Raw genomic sequence first — 18,146 nt, forward strand, 5'->3', positions numbered from 1 at the left:
TTTTTTATCCAGTATTGATGCTATGTGCTGTCGTTGCATTTGCGCTTGTAAGTAGCTCACATAACTTACTTGTTATAAATGCAGCGTGTAGCTTAATGTTTGCAGCCTCTATTGTGCACTGTTTTGCTATTAGTCAATTTTTAGATTATCGCGGACCTGGATTTAAGCTTCTTTGTTCAGTGACCGCATTTAGTGCAATGGTATTTGGTTATTATAGTTTTTTTGATCCCTCTTTAGCTGGTCGTGTTATCGCATCCGACCTACAACATATTTCAGAAGCCTTGTTTTTACTGTTTATATTTATAAAGTACGCTCGTAAACCTTACCCCAACGGCAGTATTGTATACATTACAATTTTAACACTCGTGGTGTTAGCCTTTATTGCGCGTTCAATTTTTATGAATGAAATTGAGCAAAAAGATCTCGTCTCAAGCAGTTGGTTTAGCACTGTATTATTTTTAAATGGCATCATAGCACCTATGTTCTATGCCGCTGGTATGGCACTGTTATGTAATGAACGCCGAGAGCATCACCTCAATACGCTCGCCGATAAAGCGCAGAAAGATTTAGAAATACGAGGGCTATTTTTATCGACTATTAGTCACGAAATACGTACACCACTCAATGGTATTTTAGGTAGTGCACAATTGGTCATGAACCAAACAAGCGATACGCATAGTAAAGCCTATTGCGAAGCAATTATTAATTCTGCCGAATCACTAAACCTACTGGTCGATAAAGTACTTGAATATGCGAGTCTAGACCAAAGTGACGAAGCCCTTTATGAAGAAGATATTGAATTTAAAACATGGCTAAATAACTTATGCTTATTGCTTAGCCCATTAGCAGAACAAAAACAGCTTAAATTTGAGCTTATATGTAATATTCCTGAACAAGCATGCTACTACTGTGACCAACAAAAGCTTCGACAAATAATTATTAACTTAGTTGGTAATGCTATTAAATTTACTGACCGTGGCGTAGTAAAAATTCAAGTTGATTTAGTTTTAGAAAAACAACTAGAACACACTATAAAAGTGAGTGTTAAAGATTCAGGCCCAGGTATCGAAAATGAAGAAATCGCCTACTTAACAGAGCCTTATGTACAAAGTAGTGCAGGCAAGGAAAAGGGCGGCACCGGTCTTGGACTTGCAATTACCAGTCGCTTATTAGAAAAACTCGGTAGCCGCCTTGAAATTTCTAGTCAACTGGGCACTGGTAGTGTATTTAGCTTTACGATTACTTTTGCGCTGGGTGAGTTAAGCCTTGTAGAGCAACGCCATCAAACAAAAGATTATTTAACAGGGCTTGATGTTCTTTTGGTGGAAGATTTAGACCTAAACCAAAAAATTGCTATTGAGTTTATGGCCGACGACGAACACAAAATTAAGCTCGCTAAAGACGGTAAAAGTGCCATTGAGTTAATGCAAGCTCATCATTTTGACGTCGTCTTACTTGATATGAATCTACCCGATTTAACAGGCCAAGAAGTTCTTAAACGCCTTAAACGCCTTGATCACAAAAACCAGCGTACACCAGTACTCGCTTTTACTGCGAGTTTAAGCCCTGATGAAGTTAAAGAGTACTTAGCGTTGGGTATAAAAGACATTGTTGGTAAGCCAATTAAACACCAAAAACTGCGCCAGGCATTAAGCGATTCTCAATCAAATCAAACCACTAATATTGCGGTAGAACTTATAGATACTCTGTACGATAAGACAGCTATTGAAACACTCGCCAGCTCGTTTAGTGAGGATGAGGTATCGTCTATTTATAATGAGTTTGTACTCTCTGCTCGTAATAAGCTGATACGCTGCCAAGACTTAATAGACCAGCATCCTGAACAGTGCATTAAACTTTTACACCGCCAAGCAAGTACTGCATTGCAATTAGGGTTTAATCGTTACGGCATGGAACTTAAAAAAATTGAGCGCCGCCTACTCGACAATAAGCCTCATAACGGCATGCTTGATGAGGCACTTGACCTTTGGCAACGCAGCCTTGAGAAATACTTAAAGTTTGTGCGTAGTGAATTAGGCTAAGGCGGTTTACTTTTAAAAGTAAAACAGCTTAATACCTTCCGTATATATCATTAAATCGCTCAATGTCATTTTCATCAAGTATGACACCCGTTTGTACCTCAATAACAATTAACGGCACTTGCTGGTTATTCGCTAAGCTATGCAGTTGTTTAGCGGCAATATAACAAGATTGATCTTGGGTGAGTGTTAATACTTGGTCATCAATGCGCACATCTGCCACCCCAGATACAACAACCCAATGCTCTGCACGATGCTGATGGCGCTGCGTCGAAAGTTTAGCACCGCTATTAACGGTTATTTTTTTAACTTTAAAACCACTACCTTCAACCAAAGTGCGGTAGTTACCCCATGGACGATACACAACCTGATGGTGGTTGAGTTTATCGCTTTGGCTCAGTGCTAATTGTTTAAGTAATAAAGGTAAGCCATCGAGCTTATTTTTATCGGCAACCAGTGTGGCATCGTGGGTGTGGATAATAGCTAAATCACTTACGCCAAGCGTAGCCACCGTATGGTCGTTTTCAGTTATAACAAAATTATTGGTACTGTTTTGTGCAGTATGGTTTTCGCTTTTGTTGTTGCCATAACTATCTTTTTTGCTCAGGCTAGCAAGCGCACTAAAGCTGCCCACATCATTCCATTTAAGTGCTACAGACATAACAGCAACATTATTACTACGCTCTAAAATAGCGTAATCAATTGAATCACTGGGGCAAAACTCAAGCGGTTTACTATCGGGCCTAGTAAAACCTAAGTCATGTGAAAAATGAGAAGCCATCTTCACGCTGTGCGCAATTTTTGGTGCGAAGCGTTCTAACTCATCTAAATAGGCTTGTGGTGTAAATAAAAACATCCCACTATTCCAGCTATACCCCCCTTCAGCTATGTAACGCTCAGCGTTGGCTAAATTTGGCTTTTCTTTAAATTCAGCGACCTCAAAACAGTTTGAGCCTGAAATTTTACTGCCTTGCTTTATATACCCAAACCCTGTGTGAGCCATTGAAGGTGTAATTGAAAAAGTAACCAACTTTCCTTGCTCTGCCAGTGTTACAGCATCGTTTATTTGTGATGTTAGCGGAGAAAAATCCTTTATATGATGATCAGCAGGCATCACCAACATAGGACCTTTAAGCCCACTTTGAATTGCGTAATGGGCAGCAAGTGCAATAGCAGGAGCCGTATTTTTACCTGTAGGCTCTAATATCAACCCAAACACATTAGCTGCACTACTTTGCTCTTTAGCAATAAACCGGTGCTGTTCATTACACACTAAAATTGGCTGTGAAAACTCAGCCCCAGAGACGCGACTTAATGTATTTTGCAATAATGAGTTTTCATTATTCAATAGTGGCAAAAATTGCTTAGGCATTGCTTGGCGCGACAAAGGCCACAACCTAGAGCCAATACCACCAGCTAAAATAACAGGAGTGATTAAAGTGTTCATATTGCTAATTAGCCGCCAATCAATGTAATAGCGTCTATTTTAACACTTAATATGTTTAGTGCTATGTGAAGATGATTTAAGTCAGAGTAAACGTATCAGCATCTAAATAAGCAGGGAAAGCCGCTTTAAAGGTCTCTAAATGTTTTTTTTCAAGTGTCACTGTTACTAACTGCTCTTTGTTATCGGCCGCCTTAGCTAATGCCTCTCCCTTAAAATTATAAACTGCAGTGCCACCATTGTGAGCAACACCATTGCCATCGTCGCCTATACGGTTAACCCCTACCACATAACATAAATTTTCTATTGCACGAGCTGCCAATAATGTATCCCAAACGGGGCGTCGCACCGCTGGCCAATTTGCTACATTTACCATTATGTCGTAGTCATTTTTATTGCGCTGAAACACCGGAAAACGCAGGTCATAGCAAACTTGAGGCAGTAGTTTAAAACCATTAACTTCAAACACTTTTCGCTCTTTACCGGCGATAACATAGGCTCCCTCATTACCTAAGCGAAATAGATGGCGCTTATCGTAATAGCTCACTTCACCGCATGCTTTTACCCAATAAAAGCGGTTGGCTTTTTTATTACCTTGCGCCACCAGCACCGACCCAGCAATCACTGCATTATGTTTTTTTGCTTGTTGTTTTAACCACGTAAGCACTAGGCCATTTTCTGGCTCCGCGCAGTCAAGGTTTATAGCAAAACCAGTGGCAAATGTTTCAGGTAATAAAATAAGGTCAGGCTTTTCTGTTAGCGCCTCGAGCTGCTTGTCAAGCATCGCTAAATTAGCGCTTTTATCAAGCCAGTGAAGAGAGCTTTGTAATAATGTAAGCGTTAAAGTTGACATAAAATATGGGCTGCCTCTTTTAGGGTTTCATCATTTTTTGCAAAACATAAGCGGATAACTTTATCACCCGGTGGCGTTTGATAAAAAACACTTAAAGGTATTGCCGCAACACCTGCTTGCTCAACTAGCCAATGGCAAAATTCAACATCGTTTAAATCAGATACATCACTATAATCTAACAATAAAAAGTAGGTTCCTTGGCTTGGTAAAACTGTAAATCGACTGCCGAGTAAATGACGTATAAGTAAATCGCGCTTTTGTTTATAAAAATCACTGAGCGAATCTACATGCTCGCTTTGTTGTTCTAACATGTCGGCCAATGCATGCTGAGCAGGTGTGAAGCTAGAAAAGGTCACATATTGATGAATTTTTCTAAACTCGCTCGCTAAATGTTCAGGGGCAATGCAATAACCCATTTTCCAACCTGTACAATGAAATGTTTTACCAAAGCTCGCAATAACAAAACTTTGAGCTAACAGTTCTTTATCTCGTAATACACTTAAATGTGGTTGCCCATCAAATGCAATATGCTCATACACCTCATCGCTTACAATATATAGCTTGTAAGTACCAACCAACCTTTTAAGCTCTGTAATGTCTTGCTGAGTTATCACTTTAGCGGTTGGATTATGAGGCGTGTTTATAACAATAGCGCGGGTATGCTTTGTAATTTTTTGCTCTACCTTACGCCAGTTAATCGTATAGTCGGGGGCCTTTAATGCAATATGTACGGACCTCCCGCCTGCAAGCTCAATCGCGGGTTTATAAGCGTCATAAGCTGGGTCAAATACGATGACTTCGTCGTTTGGGCGAACTATTGTTTGAATGGCAACAAAAAGAGCTTCGGTTGCCCCCGATGTGATGGTTATTTGCTTTGCAGCATTAAGCTCTGTAGCGTATTTTTTTTGTATCAAACTTGCAATTTGCTGCTGTAATTTAGGTACACCACTTGAAGGAGAATATTGATTAACACCATGTTGAACATAATGAGTAATCTGACTTTTTAAAAAGTTTGGTGTGTCGAACTCAGGAAACCCCTGCGAAAGGTTAATTGCAGAGAACTGATTCGCCAGTTCACTCATTTGGCTAAATATACTCACACCAACGTCAGGTAATTTACTATTCAACACACGCTTTCCTTACTTCATTTTTGGAACCACTCAAAATAAACACGCACCTATTACATCTGTTTATTTTAACCTACTTATAATTTTCGTAAATTTTATCTAATGGCTCCGAAAGGCCACTTTCTTGAACTATACGCACATGTTCGCGTTTAAGCTCTCGTGCACTTGTTACACCGCATGAGTGAGCAATAAGCCCCGCGCCATAGTGAATATACTTATTGTAGTTAGCCACTCGCTGCGCTTTATCCGCAACGTTTAAACCGCGCTGCAAGCGTTCGTTATGAGTAGTAATACCGGTAGGGCAAGAATCTTTGTTACATTGCATTGCTTGAATACACCCTAATGCAAACATATGTCCGCGAGCCGACACAACAAAATCGGCCCCAAGCGCTAACGCCCAAGCAACCTTAGAAGGCACAATAAGCTTACCCGAAACAATGATTTTAACGCGATCACGCAGTCCGTGTTTTTCAAGCATATTGACGACTAGCGGTAAACTTTCACGAAGTGGTAATCCCACAGAATCCATTAAGGGCTGAGGAGCAGCGCCGGTTCCACCGTCAGCACTATCAATGGTAATAAAATCAGGAGCCGACTCAATACCACGGTGATTTATTTCAGCAAATAAGGTTTCTAACCAGCCATACGCACCAATAACAGCCTTAAAGCCAGTTGGTTTACCTGTGGTATTTCGTACCGTCGCAATCATATCGAGAATATCACTGGGGTTTTTAATTTCAGGGTGCCCATTGGGACTAATAGAATCTTCGCCCTCAGGAATACCGCGTATTTTTGCTATTTCAGCATTCACTTTGCGCCCAGGAAGCATGCCTCCCTTACCGGGTTTAGCACCTTGACTCATTTTAAGCTCAAACATTTTAACCTGCTCGTGTGCTGCAATCTGTTTGAGTTTTTCGATACTGAGCTGGCCATTTTCATCACGTACCCCGTATTTAGCAGTACCAATTTGAAAAACTAAATCTGCGCCACCTTCAAGATGATAAGGGCTCAAGCCCCCCTCACCCGTGTTCATCCAACAGCCAGCGAGCTTTGCCCCTTTAGAAAGAGCACGCACAGCGGGCTTAGATAGCGCACCAAAGCTCATTCCCGATACATTAAATAAAGAATTGGTTGAATAAGGTGTTTGGCAATAGGGACCAAGCGTTACTTCACTTGGCGCAAGCGCTTCTTCATCAAGCGTAGGGAAGGCGCAGTTCATAAACATTACTGTACCTGTGACCTCTAAGCTTTGTGTAGATCCAAATGCCGCGGTACGGTCTACATTTTTTGCAGCGCGATAAACCCAACTACGTTCGGCACGATTAAAAGGCATTTCTTCCCTGTCGAGGGCAAAAAAGTATTGTCTAAAAAACTCGCCTTGACGTTCAAAAAAATACCTAAAGCGTCCAATTACAGGGTAATTTCGCCTAATTGCATGCTTTGTTTGTGTAACATCGCGGATATAAAAAACAGCCACAATTAAAACTAATAAGCCTAAAAAAACAATAAATAGACTCGCAAATACGTCAATACTAAACATTATAAAGTTGTTCATTGGTGATCCGCTGCTGTAAAAATAAAAAAGTGCTATATCCAAAATGACATAACACTTTTATGCATTCAAGAATTAACCATTTGTAAGTTAACTCTTCTGTTTGGCTAACTCTTCATTAATATATAAACGTACTTGCGCCTCTAAAACTGATAAAGGGACAGAGCCATGGCGTAATACCTGATGGTGGAACTCCCTAATATCGAAGCTTTGCCCAAGTGCTTGCTCAGCCTCTTTACGTAAACGTTTAATCGTAAGCTCGCCAATTTTGTATGACAGTGCTTGGCCAGGCCAAGTTATATAGCGGTCGGTTTCGGTTTTCACATTGTGTAACGACAACGCTGTATTTTCGCTCATAAACTGCATAGCGCGCTCTCTGCTCCAACCATACATGTGCATACCGGTGTCTACCACTAAACGAGCAGCTCGCCACATTTCGTAAGTTAAACGACCAAATCGGCTATATGGACTTTGATAAAAGCCCGCTTCAATACCTAAGTACTCAGAGTAAAGCCCCCAACCTTCACCGAATGCCGATAAATACGCATCTCGACGATAACGTGGCAAGGTTTCTAATTCTGCATTTAATGATATTTGTAAATGATGACCCGGTACCGCTTCGTGCAAAGTGAGCGCTTCTAATACATACAGTGGGCGTTTATCAAGTGCGTACGTATTCACCCAATAATAGCCCGCCTCATCATCTCTATTTGACCCTGAGTAGCGACCCGTTGTGTATTTGGGCGCTATGCTCGCGGGTACCGGCGCAACACCATACGGTTTACGAGGCAAGGTATGAAACAGCTTAGGCAGTTGTGCGTCCATTTTTTTTGCTATATATGCTGCCTCTTTAAGTAGCTCCTCCGGTGTGGTTGCATAAAATTGCGGATCGGTTCGTAAAAAGTGAATGAACTCTGCAAATGTTCCCTCAAACTCGACTTCTTTTATAATGGCTTCCATTTCGCCGCGAATGCGTGCAACTTCTTTTAACCCCAGCTCGTGTATCTCTTTAGGGGTCATCTCGGTAGTGGTGTAATATTTAGCTCTATTTTTATAAAACGATTCGCCGTTTGGCGTATTTGAAATACCTATCGAAGTGCGCGCACCGGGGCGATACTCCTGTGTAAAAAAAGCTAAATAATTTTTATATGATTCAATTACTTTATCTTTTATTACAGACTGCGCCTGCTGCTGAAGTGATTTAAACTCACTCTCTGGCAAGCCTGCGTTATTTTTTAAAAAAGGTTTATAAAATTCAGACGTTGTAACATCCTCAACTATATAGGCTGATATTGATTCTTCGTACCCTTCAAGCACCGCTTTAGGTTGCGTTAAACCTGTTTCAAGACCTTTTTTCATCCAATAAATATTTTGTTCAAAAAAGCGAGGGACCTGAGCCAAACGTGCTAAATAGGTTTGATAATTTTGCAGTGTTTTATATTGGCTGCTGTTTACAATATACGATAAGCCAGAATGAAAACCGTACTCAGAAGTTAGCGGCATGTAATGAGCATTAAATACATACTCGTCAACGCTGTTTTGTACTTGAGCGCGAATAATACTGAAGTTTATTTGGTTTTCATCACTCAGGGACGCTGCATCTAAGGCGTCTAGCTCAGCCAAGAACTGAGTTTTTTTATTGTATTGCTGCTCTAAAAACTCAGGCGATAGATTCGCTAACAAATAACCATTAACACCCTCAATGTTGCCGTAAGGGCTGGAACTTTGTCGGTAATCAACAATGCTATCTGCAACCGCTGTAAACTGACTATCGGCGTTATAGTTTGTGGTTTGACAGGCACTTAAAGTACATAAAAGCGTTATGCTGATAAGTGTATTGCGGATTGGCTTAAGTAATAAATTATTCGTCATAATAAAATTTAGTCAGATAATGAATTTCACAAAGCTATCGCAGACTCAGTAAATAGCAAGTAAATGAGACAAGTATCGTAGATGATAACGCCCTTCCAGGCTTAAAGCTTATTCAATAAAAGGGCACAAGCTATGGTAGCAGCATATAGTTATTACACTGCGCTATCAGGCTCATTTGCAATAGCCACACTTTATAACGTGCCTTTACCTTAATACTAAAACCACCACTGTAAGATGAAGTTTTAAATAAAAATCGACTCTAAAAGTACAGTTTTAAAAAGTATTTATTAAACGATCAATCCTATTAAATGAGCTAAAAACAAGCCTAATTGATGAGAAAAGCAGCTATTAAGCGACTAAAGTAAAATTTAAGTTCCCTTGGCCCTATTTTTGCTTTTTAATAGCAGTTATAACGAATACAGTAATAAAAAATAATAAAAAAGCTTGGAAGCACAATCGACTCATGGAATGAAATTATAAATTAAGCATTGATGCGTACTTAGTTGGTATTAAATAATGATGTTCCATGATTCCATGGCTATTGCTCAAGAGAAAATGACTCAAGTGTGTATGTTCTTAGAACGCTATGCATTGCCGCCAACGCCCCTGAACTTTCAAGTTGTTTACACCTACGTTAGCCAAGCAAATTTAAAATTAAATAAAACATTAGATCGCGCTATTTCTACCGATGAAAACATTGATGGCGTATTAATAGAGCAACTTTACTTTGAATTTTTAAATGTCGGACACAATACGCAAGTGTCGATGATTCAAAACGTAGACGGCGTTATTACTTCATTGTCTAACAATGCGCAAAATACAGAAAAACAAATCAGTCGCTTTGCAGATCAAGTGAGTGAATGTGTTCATTCGCTTGACGAAAACAATATAGAACAAAGCCGCCAAGCACTTAACAAACTTGATAAGCAAACTGCTGAGTTACTCGCTCAACATAAAAAGTTTAAGCAAGAGCTAACGAGAGCAAAAAAACTACACGAAAGAACACAAAAACAACTTTCTCAACTTCGTAAGCAACACATTATAGATAGTCAAACCGGCTTATTTAAACGCCATTACTTAACCCAACAAACTGAATTATGGGCGACTCAAGACAAGTCTATTTGTGCCATTGCCATTCAAATAGATAATTTAGCGCATTTTGTTGATAACTTTGGCGATATTATTGGTGAAGTGATTTTAAATAAAGTGGCTAAACAAGTTCAAAAGTATGTAATGCAAAGTGGTTTACCGGGGCGTACCGCTAAAGATCAGTTCACTGTTTTATTAGCTGACATTGATCCAGAAACAGCGATTCTCATTGCTGAAAAAGTTCGTAAAGGTGTAGAAAAACTGCGTTTTGTAAGCTCAAAAAGTGGCGCAAAACTGCCCAGCATTAACTTATCGCTTGGAATCGCTCAGCATCAGCAAAAAGAAGACTTTAACCAACTGGCTAAAAAAGCGTCCCATGCGGCATTTAAAGCCCGCTCTCTTGGCCAAAGTAGTTTTACCGCCGGCCAATAAAACACCTGATAAATCATATTCAAATTGCACCTTCGGTGCACAATAAAGTACACTAGTGCTTATTGCCACGATAGAGATTAATCATGAACGAGACCCCAGAAAAGACCACGCACTTTGGCTACAAAACCGTTGCTGAAAACGAAAAAGCATCAATGGTTGCAGATGTATTTCACTCTGTTGCGGCTAAGTACGATGTAATGAATGATTTAATGTCTTTTGGTGTCCACCGTTTATGGAAACGTCAAACTATAGCCAGTTCAGGCGTGCGTAAAGGCCATCATGTTCTTGACTTAGCCGGTGGTACAGGCGATTTAACTGCAAAATTTAGTCAACTGGTCGGTGAAACTGGCCAAGTGGTTTTGGGCGATATTAACTCATCTATGCTCAAAGTAGGTCGTGAAAAGCTTCATAATTTAGGCCTTGTAGGCAATATTGACTACGTACAAATGAATGCTGAAATGCTGCCATTTCCAGATAACAGCTTTGATGTGATCACCATCGCCTTCGGTTTACGTAATGTAACCGACAAAGACAAGGCGCTGCGCTCAATGTATCGCATACTAAAGCCAGGTGGTCGTTTGTTAGTATTAGAGTTTTCTAAGCCAAAACACGAAGCACTTAGCAAAGCGTATGATTTTTACTCGTTCAATTTATTGCCAACAATGGGCAAGCTAGTTGCTAACGACAGTGAATCTTATCAATATTTAGCAGAGTCAATTCGTATGCACCCAGACCAAGATACGCTTAAAGCTATGATGGATGAAGCTGGGTTTGAACAAACAACGTATCAAAACCTAACAGGCGGAATTGTTGCCCTTCACCGTGGTTTTAAATATTAAGGCACAGAGTCATGGCGCTTGATCAAGCATCTGAAAAAAACAGTGATAATACAGATACATCGACCTTTTTGATGCTACCTAACTTTGTACTTTCGCTTGTTGAGCGCATTTTAAATCAAGCACTTAAACTCGACCCTAACGTTGCCCAAAAGCTAAACACGGTAAAACAACAGCGTTTACTTGTTGAAGTTAGAGACTGGCAACAAACCATACAGGTTGTTTTTGCTGACGAAAAATTACACCTTTATGCCGCTGACAACAGCGATTATAGCGATTGCATGATCAGCGCCGATATAGACACGCTTGTTGCTCTTAAAAACCCAGCCATGCTTACACAGCTAATTCGTCAAGATAAACTCGATTTACAAGGCGACTTGAATATAGCGCAAGCATATAGCGGTGCATTTTCGGGGTTAGACATAGATTGGCCCGAACAGCTATCAAGCTATATTGGCGATGCGCCAGCTCAACAACTTTATTTGCATTTTATGTCGCTAAAGCGCCATGGTAGCAAAATTAACGCGCAACTAAGCACCACGTTGACAAGCTTATTTCAAGACGAGCTAGCTATTACGATTCACCCTTTAGAGCTTGCACAATTTAAACAACAAAACCGAGAGCTAAAAGGCCAAGTTGCCGCCATAGAGCAGCGTATAAACACTTTATTAAGCGCCAAAACACGCTAAGGACTTTTTGTGTCTTCTTCACGATTGTATTACATCACTAAAACATTACTTAGCTATGGTTTAGACGAATTAGTGCCTAAAAGTAAAACACCTTGGTTTGCAAAAATTGCCAGGGGGTGTTTATTTTGGCTACGAAATCAGCATAAAGAAAAACCTGCAGGACTGCGCTTACGTTTAGCATTACAAGAGCTAGGACCTGTATGGATTAAATTTGGCCAAATGCTGTCAACACGTCGCGATCTACTTCCTCACGATATCGCGCAAGAGCTTGCCTTTTTGCAAGACCAAGTTCAGCCTTTTGAAGGTGAATTGGCGCAACAAATTATAGAAAATGCACTCGATATTAATGACATTAGCGAGCTGTTTAGTGAATTTTCACAAACGCCATTGGCATCTGCATCAATAGCACAAGTGCATACTGCAACACTAGTTGACAACGATAATATTGAGCAAGATGTTGTTATTAAAGTAATTCGCCCAAACATCCATGAACAAATAAATGCAGACTTAGCATTAATGGAAAAGCTTGCTCAGGTGCTTGCTAATGTTCATAACGAATCAAAACGCTTGCGCCCTGTTGAAGTAGTAAAAGAGTATAAAAAAACACTGCTTGATGAATTAGACCTAATGCGTGAAGGTGCCAATGGCATTCAATTAAAACGTAATTTTGATGATTCAGATGCACTCTATATCCCTACTGTTTACAGTGATTACAGCCGAAGCAACGTGTTAGTGATGGAGCGTATTTACGGTATACCCGTGTCAGATACCGAGTCGTTAATAGCGCAAAATACAAATATGAAATTGCTTGCAGAACGTGGAGTAGAAGTGTTTTTTACACAAGTATTCAGAGATAGTTTTTTTCATGCAGACATGCATCCCGGTAATATTTTTGTATCTCGCGAGCATCCCGAAAATCCTAAATATATTGGTATTGATTGCGGTATTGTTGGTACCTTAAGCAAAGAAGATAAGCGCTATTTAGCAGAAAACTTTATCGCCTTTTTTAATCGCGACTATCGCCAAGTAGCCCAACTGCATGTTGACTCTGGCTGGGTTCCTGAAGATACCAGTATCGAAGAGTTTGAATTTGCTATTCGCACTGTTTGCGAACCTATTTTTAATAAGCCACTTGCTGAAATATCATTTGGGCATGTACTGGTAAATTTATTTAACACCGCGCGTCGATTTAATATGCAGGTGCAACCACAATTAGTACTACTTCAAAAAACATTACTCTATGTTGAAGGGCTGGGAAGACAGCTTTATCCTCAACTAGATTTATGGAAAACGGCTAAACCCTTCTTAGAGCAGTGGGTTAAAGAACAAGTAGGGCCGTTATCTGTCTTAAAACAAATGTATGCAAACCTACCATTCTGGGCAGAAAAAATGCCTGAGTTACCTGACTTGATTTATCAAAACTTAAAGCGCCCAGTGCGCACCCACGCAGTTGTAAAGCCAGCTTCTCATAAAGCGTTAGTGCTTAGCTTGTTGGGGAGTGCTACTTTGGTAGTGTCTGCACTGTGTTATTTGCAACATGATTTAATTGCTGCGGGCGTTACAGCAACCTGTTCCGCCGCGTGTTTTATTGCGGCATGGCGACACACATAAACAAAGTGCTATTTACGGTTTAGGGCGTATAATTAGTATTTAAAATATACATTTAATCATTTTATTATTTTATTATTTGGAGAGAACCATGGGATTGGGCGGCATTAGTATTTGGCAATTATTGATTGTTTTGGCAATCATTGTACTTCTTTTTGGTACTAAAAAATTACGCGGCATGGGGGGTGACTTAGGCGGTGCTGTTAAGGGGTTTAAAAAAGCAATGTCGGATGAAAAACCAACTGAAACAGACTCCCCTGAACAAATTCAAACGTCACAAAAAACGACGACTGATACTGAAAAAACAAAAGACACCGATAAGGCTTAATTAACATGGGCATGTGGGAGCTAGTTGTTGTTTTTATTGTAGGGCTTGTTGTATTAGGGCCTGAACGTTTACCCGTTGCAATAAGAACGGTTAGTCGCTGGATCAAAACTGTTAAATCTCTTGCTAACTCAGTTAAAGCTGAAGTGAGTGAAGAATTGCGCGTACACGAGCTCCACGAAAACCTAAAAAAAGCTGAGCAACAAAACCTACAAGACTTAAGCCCTGAATTACAAAGCTCATTAAGTGAGCTAAAACAGGCTGCAGAATCAGTGACTCACAGCTATAAAAAACAGCCACAAGAATCAGAACCTAACCAACAAATTGATGAAAAAAAGTGAATTTAATTTACCTTTCTATGGTCAACTTACTAAATGGTATAAATAAAAATGGTTGAGGAAGTAAAATCGGGGTTTGTAGCTCATTTAATAGAGCTGCGTGACAGGCTTATAAAATCACTGTTGAGTATTTTAGTTATTTTTATTGCAATAGTGTATTTTGCAAACGATATATACGCGTTTGTTGCACAGCCGTTAGTCTCTCATTTGCCAAGCACTGCAACCATGATTGCAACCGATGTCACTGCCCCCTTCTTTGCCCCATTTAAGCTGACTTTATTTGTTGCATTATTTGCGTCTATACCTTGGATATTGCATCAAATTTGGGGGTTCATAGCGCCGGGATTATATCAGCATGAAAAGAAAATGCTGATGCCTATTCTTGCTTCCAGTATTTTACTATTTTATGGCGGTATCGCATTTTGCTATTTTGTAGTGCTACCCATTATTTTAGGTTTTTTCACCAATACGGGGCCTGAAATGATGACCCTAGCGCCAGATATAAGTAGTTATTTAGGGTTTGTATTAAAGCTGTTTTTCGCGTTTGGCGTCGCATTTGAAATTCCAGTTGCTATTATGCTTTTGTGCTGGAGTGGTGCAACGACAACAACGAGCTTAAAAGAAAAGCGCCCTTATATTGTGGTGGGTGTTTTTGTTGTGGCGATGTTTTTAACGCCGCCCGATGTTTTATCGCAGACATTATTAGCATTTCCGATGTTGCTTTTGTTTGAATTAGGTTTAATTTTAGCGAAATTTTACACCGCTAAACCACGAGAAGAAGTTGAGGAATAAAATGAAAAAACAAATACTCTCACTACTGGTTATATTGAGCGCACCTGCATTTTCTGCGCAGTCAGACATTAATACTCAAACGCTAAAAGCGTGTAGCTTTATCGAAAATGACTTTAACCGTCTGTTGTGTTACGACAATACAATGGCGGGTAAACCACTTACACAATCTACAGTAACCCAAAAAGTGACAGCGCCAACAACAGCCACCAATGTCCCTGTTGTTGCAGTTGAAGCGCCAAAAGAAGACTTCGGTCTAGAGCACAAAGAAAATCACACAGAAAAAGACAGTGAAATAAAAGCAGCGGTCACATCTGTTGACAAAGCCCCCTATGGCGAGCTGATCATCACTTTAGATAACAACCAAAAATGGCGCCAAATTGGTTCTGATAGCATGCGTTTGAAGGAGTCTGATACTGTAACCATTACCCGCGGTGTATTTAACTCATTTTTATTACGTAAAGATGGTCAAAACCGTTCTATTCGCGTTAAACGAACTAAGTAATGCCTTACACACTGGTTGATGCTGGCGTTAACTTAACAAACCACCAGTTTGATGATGAGCATTCAGATGTCATCTCCCGCGCTCAAAGCGCGGGTGTTGAAAAAATGCTGCTTATTGGTTGCGACATCTCATCAAGTGAGCAATCTTTAGCACTTGCTAAAAGCTATCACTTGTTTTCAACCGCCGGTATTCATCCACATGATGCCAAAACAGCAACTGATTCATTAGAAGACCAATTAACATTGCTTGCCACTCAACCTCAGGTTGTTGCTATTGGTGAATGCGGGCTTGATTATAACCGTGATTTTTCGCCTCGAAATGTTCAACGTAGCGTATTGAGACGCCAACTTGCACTAGCCGAAAAGTTAAATTTACCGGTTTATTTGCATGAGCGTGATGCGAGTGATGACATGATCAATATTCTTACGGAGTTCAATGTTCGCGGTGTGCTTCACTGCTTTACAGGAGACGAAAACGCACTCAAAAGTTATTTAGCATTAGGCCTATACATTGGTATCACAGGGTGGGTTTGTGATGAAAGACGCGGACAAGCATTGCAAGCTTTAGCCCCAAGCATTCCCTTAAACCGCTTACTTATAGAAACTGATGCGCCTTTTTTAATTCCACGCACAGTTAAACCAAAGCCTAAGTCGCGAAGAAATGAGCCAGCACTATTAACGCATGTCTGCCAAACACTTGCTGAGCTATATCAAATAGATGCCAAGAGTGTGGCTAAGCAAACAACAGATAACTTTTATGCTGTTTTTGGTTTAGAAGCCCGTTAATGAACAGTTTAAAGGCTGCTATTTGCCTACTTATAGTGCTTTTCACTTTTAAAAGCTTTGCGTCTACCGTAGTAATAAATTCAGATTTTTCATCCCATATCGTTACAAATCTTACTTATTCTTTTGAGCCTTCATCGATAGAAACAGCTTTACAACTTGAGCCTAATAAATGGCATTCGGTTAACACCAAATTGTTAAATTTTGGCCTAGAAAGCCGCCCTGTTTGGGTTACGTTTGAAATAAATAACACGTTAAATAGTCGCTTTAGTCCATTAATTTTAATAGACAATCCATTTTTAAATGAAGTTCAGCTGTTTCACTTGAGAAATGCACAAATACTGTCAGAAATGCGGCTAGGTGATTCATTCTCACTTGACGAACGTACTATAAAGAGTGAGTTTTTGTTAACTAAATTAACGCTTCCAGCAAGCTCCTCCACTCGGGTTATTCTCAAAGTTAGTAACCCATCAGGTTTACGTATCCCTATCAGTTTATGGCAACAAGATGTTTATTTAACTCAAAAAGAGGGTTTTAACTTAGTTTATGGATTAATGGTCGGCTTTTTAGCAGCATTGGCATTAAGCTGTATACTTTTGTATGGATTTACTCGAAAGCGCTATTTTGCACTAGCGGGAGCGATCACTTTCACGCTAGGGCTTTTTTTAGCGTACCTTGGCGGCTTTGGATTTCGTTACTTGCACCCAAATATTCCCACAATCCAACAAGTAATAATGCCAATATTACTTATTTTAATTGCGCTGTTGTTTTTCCCTCTTCAACAACAAATGTGCAAGCCTCACGCTCAAAAAATTATACGTGTGCAAAAATTAATAACAAAATTGCTGGCTGCCTCTCTATTATTTATTTGGCTACTTCCTAACTGGTTGGTCACTGCATATTGCCTAATAGCGACCCCTCTTGTTTTAAGCCTATACTTTTTAACAACCTACTTATCTTCTCGCTCCCACCCTTCAAAATCTATAAATGCATTATTACTAGCTTTAGGCTTTTTTAATGCAGTAACGGTTTATTTTATTATAACCGTGATGGGATGGTACACCTTTGAACCTATGGGGTTGGTCATTGTATCGGTGTTCTTTTTTAGTTGTACATTTTGCTTATGTTATGCAGTTATGAAGCAATTTATAACTGAACGAGATGAGCAGATAATCGAACAACAAACTGTGATTGCAGAAAGTACGGCTCAAGATACACTGTTAAAAGAGCGACTCGCACTTCAAGAAGAAGCTCAGTACGAGCTTGAATCACAAGTGGACGAGCGAACGTTTGAACTACAAGTAACACTTAGAGAACTTGAAGAAAAAAACAGAGAGCTTGAACAGCTCAATACAGAAGATGCACTAACAGGCGCTAAAAATCGCCGCTTTTTTGATAAGAAGCTGGTAATGGAACTTCGTCGTTCTCGAAGAGAGCAAACACCGCTAAGTATTATTATGATTGATATCGATCACTTTAAAACAATTAACGATACCTACGGACACTTAAGCGGTGATAACGTGATAAAAGCAACTGCTGATATTATTAAACGCTTTTTGAAACGACCGCTGGATGAGGTCGCTCGCTATGGCGGTGAGGAGTTTGTAATTTTACTCCCTAACACTGCAAACCAAGGCGCCTTTGATATAGCAGAGCAAATACGACTAGATATATACCAAAACCCAGTCATTGTTGCAGGTGCTGAGATTAAATTTACGATTAGTGCCGGTGTATATACATTTATCGCTGATGATATAAATACCCCTGAGTTATTCACTGAATGCGCAGATAAAGCACTTTATAGCGCTAAGCAACAAGGTCGTAACCAAGTTGTTAATTTTGAAACTATACAATAGGAGCATAGTA

Annotated in this window: 16 protein-coding genes; 11 read left to right on the forward strand and 5 right to left on the reverse strand. The window is 39.8% G+C overall.

Features of this window, described 5'->3' with window-relative positions; translation table 11 throughout:
- Positions 1-2,042, forward strand: a 2,042-nt coding sequence (locus tag P20480_RS17605; protein ID WP_033024983.1) for an ATP-binding protein, incomplete at its 5' end; no start/stop codon positions are given.
- A gap of 28 nt (positions 2,043-2,070) precedes the next feature.
- On the opposite strand, the gene P20480_RS15070 is transcribed toward P20480_RS17605, so the two are convergent.
- The 5 genes from P20480_RS15070 to P20480_RS15050 all read right to left on the reverse strand — a co-directional run bounded on the left by P20480_RS15070 (position 2,071) and on the right by P20480_RS15050 (position 8,887).
- Entirely contained in the window at positions 2,071-3,486 is a 1,416-nt protein-coding gene (locus tag P20480_RS15070; RefSeq protein ID WP_008127139.1) for a mannose-1-phosphate guanylyltransferase/mannose-6-phosphate isomerase, read from the reverse strand.
- Positions 3,487-3,562: 76 nt separating this feature from the next.
- Positions 3,563-4,336 (reverse strand): amidohydrolase, encoded by a 774-nt coding sequence (locus tag P20480_RS15065; RefSeq protein ID WP_008127140.1) that lies wholly within the window; start codon positions 4,334-4,336, stop codon positions 3,563-3,565.
- Positions 4,324-5,466, reverse strand: a complete 1,143-nt coding sequence (locus P20480_RS15060; RefSeq protein ID WP_086007392.1) for a methionine aminotransferase — start codon at positions 5,464-5,466, stop codon at positions 4,324-4,326. Before P20480_RS15060 ends, P20480_RS15065 begins: the two co-directional genes overlap by 13 nt.
- A 70-nt stretch (positions 5,467-5,536) precedes the next feature.
- On the reverse strand, positions 5,537-7,018 hold the full coding sequence (locus P20480_RS15055; protein ID WP_006793867.1) for an FMN-binding glutamate synthase family protein: 1,482 nt from the start codon (positions 7,016-7,018) through the stop codon (positions 5,537-5,539).
- Positions 7,019-7,105: 87 nt separating this feature from the next.
- Entirely contained in the window at positions 7,106-8,887 is a 1,782-nt protein-coding gene (locus tag P20480_RS15050; RefSeq protein WP_008127142.1) for a DUF885 domain-containing protein, read from the reverse strand.
- Positions 8,888-9,421: 534 nt separating this feature from the next.
- On the opposite strand from P20480_RS15050, the gene P20480_RS15045 reads away from it, so the two are divergent.
- The 10 genes from P20480_RS15045 (at position 9,422) to P20480_RS15000 (ending at position 18,136) form a co-directional block, all read left to right on the forward strand.
- Complete coding sequence (locus P20480_RS15045) at positions 9,422-10,408, forward strand: GGDEF domain-containing protein (protein WP_006793865.1); 987 nt, start codon at positions 9,422-9,424, stop codon at positions 10,406-10,408.
- Between the two features lie 83 nt (positions 10,409-10,491).
- Positions 10,492-11,247 carry a bifunctional demethylmenaquinone methyltransferase/2-methoxy-6-polyprenyl-1,4-benzoquinol methylase UbiE gene (ubiE, locus tag P20480_RS15040; protein WP_006793864.1) on the forward strand — a complete coding sequence of 252 codons (756 nt, stop codon included), beginning with the start codon at positions 10,492-10,494 and terminating at the stop codon, positions 11,245-11,247.
- A gap of 11 nt (positions 11,248-11,258) precedes the next feature.
- A complete protein-coding gene (locus tag P20480_RS15035; RefSeq protein ID WP_008127147.1) occupies positions 11,259-11,933 on the forward strand; it encodes a ubiquinone biosynthesis accessory factor UbiJ in 675 nt (224 codons plus the stop codon).
- Between the two features lie 9 nt (positions 11,934-11,942).
- Positions 11,943-13,544: a ubiquinone biosynthesis regulatory protein kinase UbiB gene (gene ubiB / locus P20480_RS15030; protein WP_008127149.1), complete on the forward strand. Its 1,602-nt coding sequence runs from the start codon at positions 11,943-11,945 to the stop codon at positions 13,542-13,544.
- A gap of 88 nt (positions 13,545-13,632) precedes the next feature.
- Entirely contained in the window at positions 13,633-13,869 is a 237-nt protein-coding gene (gene tatA, locus P20480_RS15025; protein WP_008127151.1) for a Sec-independent protein translocase subunit TatA, read from the forward strand.
- Positions 13,870-13,874: 5 nt separating this feature from the next.
- Entirely contained in the window at positions 13,875-14,207 is a 333-nt protein-coding gene (gene tatB / locus P20480_RS15020) for a Sec-independent protein translocase protein TatB (protein WP_006793860.1), read from the forward strand.
- Positions 14,208-14,255: 48 nt separating this feature from the next.
- Entirely contained in the window at positions 14,256-14,996 is a 741-nt protein-coding gene (gene tatC / locus P20480_RS15015) for a twin-arginine translocase subunit TatC (RefSeq protein ID WP_006793859.1), read from the forward strand.
- 1 nt (position 14,997) lies between these two features.
- A complete protein-coding gene (locus P20480_RS15010; protein WP_008127154.1) occupies positions 14,998-15,498 on the forward strand; it encodes a hypothetical protein in 501 nt (166 codons plus the stop codon).
- Positions 15,498-16,283, forward strand: coding sequence for a TatD family hydrolase (locus tag P20480_RS15005; protein ID WP_008127156.1), 786 nt, complete (start codon positions 15,498-15,500; stop codon positions 16,281-16,283). The genes P20480_RS15010 and P20480_RS15005 overlap by 1 nt, the downstream gene beginning before the upstream one ends.
- On the forward strand, positions 16,283-18,136 hold the full coding sequence (locus P20480_RS15000) for a sensor domain-containing diguanylate cyclase (protein WP_008127158.1): 1,854 nt from the start codon (positions 16,283-16,285) through the stop codon (positions 18,134-18,136). Before P20480_RS15005 ends, P20480_RS15000 begins: the two co-directional genes overlap by 1 nt.
- The last annotated feature ends 10 nt before the right edge of the window (positions 18,137-18,146 follow it).

It is taken from the genome of Pseudoalteromonas sp. BSi20480, assembly GCF_000241365.1.
In the GTDB taxonomy this organism is placed as follows: domain Bacteria; phylum Pseudomonadota; class Gammaproteobacteria; order Enterobacterales; family Alteromonadaceae; genus Pseudoalteromonas; species Pseudoalteromonas marina.